2 protein-coding genes are annotated in these 1,073 nt (G+C 66.9%); one reads left to right on the top strand and one right to left on the bottom strand.

Annotated features, from left to right (window positions below; all coding sequences use genetic code 11):
- On the top strand, nucleotides 1–199 hold a 199-nt coding region (locus A7X97_RS21040), incomplete at its 5' end, for a DbpA RNA binding domain-containing protein (RefSeq protein WP_245885092.1).
- Between the two features lie 92 nt (nucleotides 200–291).
- Here the strand turns inward: A7X97_RS21040 and A7X97_RS21035 are convergent.
- Nucleotides 292–828 carry an adenine phosphoribosyltransferase gene (locus A7X97_RS21035; protein WP_111008405.1) on the bottom strand — a complete coding sequence of 179 codons (537 nt, stop codon included), beginning with the start codon at nucleotides 826–828 and terminating at the stop codon, nucleotides 292–294.
- Nucleotides 829–1,073 lie beyond the last annotated feature (245 nt).

Genomic DNA, 1,073 nt, shown 5'->3' with positions numbered 1-1,073 from the left:
GGTTGTGTATAAGAGACAGGGCGACATCCTCGGCGCACTGACCGGCGATGCCGGCCTGTCGAGCAAGTTCATCGGGAAGATCGCGATCTTCCCGACCCGCTCCTATGTGGCGATCGCGCGTGAACAGGCCAACAAGGCCGTCACCAGGCTGGAAGCCGGCAAGATCAAGGGCCGTCGTTTCCGCGTACGGATGATGTGATTGAAGCCGCGTTGCCAACCACGGTTGGCAACGACCGGCTCCCGGCCCTTCGCTCTGGTAGATGCCAACCCTGGTTGGCATTCACCCTTCGATCAGAACACCAGTTCGGTGTGCAGTGGCAAGCCCGCCTCCCAGCGGGCCCGGCCGCCCAGGCCGTCGAGCTCGACCAGCACGCCTGCACCGACCACTTCAACACCCAGGCGGCGAACCAGCGACAACGCAGCGACCAGCGTGCCGCCGGTGGCCAGCACGTCATCGATGATCGCGACGCGGGCACCGGACGGCAACGCGTCGGCGTGCACTTCGATGCAGTCGCTGCGGTACTCCAGCGTGTATTCCTCACGCAGCACCTGGCCCGGCAGCTTGCCCGGCTTGCGCACCGGCACGAAGCCCACGCCCAGCTCCAGTGCCATCGCGGCGCCGAGGATGAAACCACGCGATTCGATGCCGACCACCGCGTCCAGCTTCTGGTCGCGCCAACGGTCGGCCATCGCGGTGATCGCGCCGCGGAAGTCCTCGCCGTGGGCGAGCAGCGGCATGATGTCCTTGAACAGGATACCGGGCTTGGGGAAGTCGGCGATGTCGCGCAGGCGGGAGGCCCACTGCGGAGCGACGAGGGCGTCGGTCATGTCACATTGGCTATCTGATGGCGGCATAGGGTACCTGTTCCGGGCGCCGGCTGCCTGTTGGGGGTGTCGGCAGGGCTGCGCCCTGCACCTGCGGAGGCTTCAAGCAACGGCAACGGCAGAAGCTGGTTTCCTGTGGGATGGCGGGGTGGATCCGATGGCGGGAGACGCCGTAAACCCGTCCATGGGGGCTTGGCCGCGGCATCCATGCCGCGGACACTCCCGCCACCGGACCCACCCCGCCTTCG

The organism is Stenotrophomonas sepilia (assembly GCF_003244875.1).
GTDB classification, from domain to species: domain Bacteria; phylum Pseudomonadota; class Gammaproteobacteria; order Xanthomonadales; family Xanthomonadaceae; genus Stenotrophomonas; species Stenotrophomonas sepilia.
The sequence above is the reverse complement of the archived record's forward strand: the minus strand, read 5'-3'. Positions and strand labels throughout refer to the sequence as shown.